General features: G+C 48.9%; 1 protein-coding gene. It reads left to right on the plus strand.

Annotation, left to right across the window (positions count from 1 at the left end; translation table 11 throughout):
• Positions 1–991 (plus strand): collagen-flanked surface repeat-containing protein (locus tag ACWIW0_RS11280; protein WP_454453392.1); only part of this gene is annotated, 991 nt, incomplete at both ends.

A 991-nucleotide genomic window follows, 5' to 3' on the forward strand; every position in this document is an offset into this window, starting at 1 on the left:
AAGTTGGCGACACAGCTACCATTACCATCACGAACGCAGATGGCACTCAAACCACCACCACGGTTAAAGATGGTAAGAATGGTGAAAAGGGTGACCAAGGTGACAAAGGTGCTGACGGCAAATCAGCCACAGCGACTGTGACAGACAACGGCAACGGTACGCATACCATCACAGTAAACAACCCTGATGGCACAAGCACCAGCACCACGGTGAATAACGGTAAAGACGGTAAATCACCAACTGCCACTGTAGAAAAAGTTGGCGACACAGCTACCATTACCATCACGAACGCAGATGGCACTCAAAGCATTGCCACTGTTAAAGATGGTAAGAATGGTGAAAAAGGCGACCAAGGTGAAAAAGGTGCTGACGGCAAATCAGCCACAGCGACTGTGACAGACAACGGCAACGGTACACACACCATCACAGTAAATAACCCTGATGGCACAAGTACCAGCACCACGGTTAAAGATGGTAAGAATGGTGAAAAAGGTGACCAAGGTGAAAAAGGTGCTGACGGTAAATCAGCCACAGCGACTGTGACAGACAACGGCAACGGTACACACACCATCACAGTAAACAACCCTGATGGCACAAGCACCAGCACCACGGTGAATGACGGCAAATCACCAACTGCCACCGTAGAAAAAGTTGGCGACACAGCCACCATTACCATCACCAACGCAGATGGCACTCAAAGCACTGCCACGGTTAAAGATGGTAAGAATGGTGAAAAAGGTGACCAAGGTGAAAAAGGTGCTGACGGTAAATCAGCCACAGCGACTGTGACCGACAACGGCAACGGTACACACACCATCACAGTAAACAACCCTGATGGCACAAGCACCAGCACCACGGTAAATGACGGTAAAGACGGTAAGAGTCCAACCGTAACCTTGGTTGAAAACCAAGACGGCAGCAAAACCGTTACTGTTAATAACAACGATGGTTCAGAACCAGTTTCAACAAACATCACCAACGGTAAAGACGG

Source organism: Ursidibacter sp. B-7004-1, assembly GCF_053654055.1.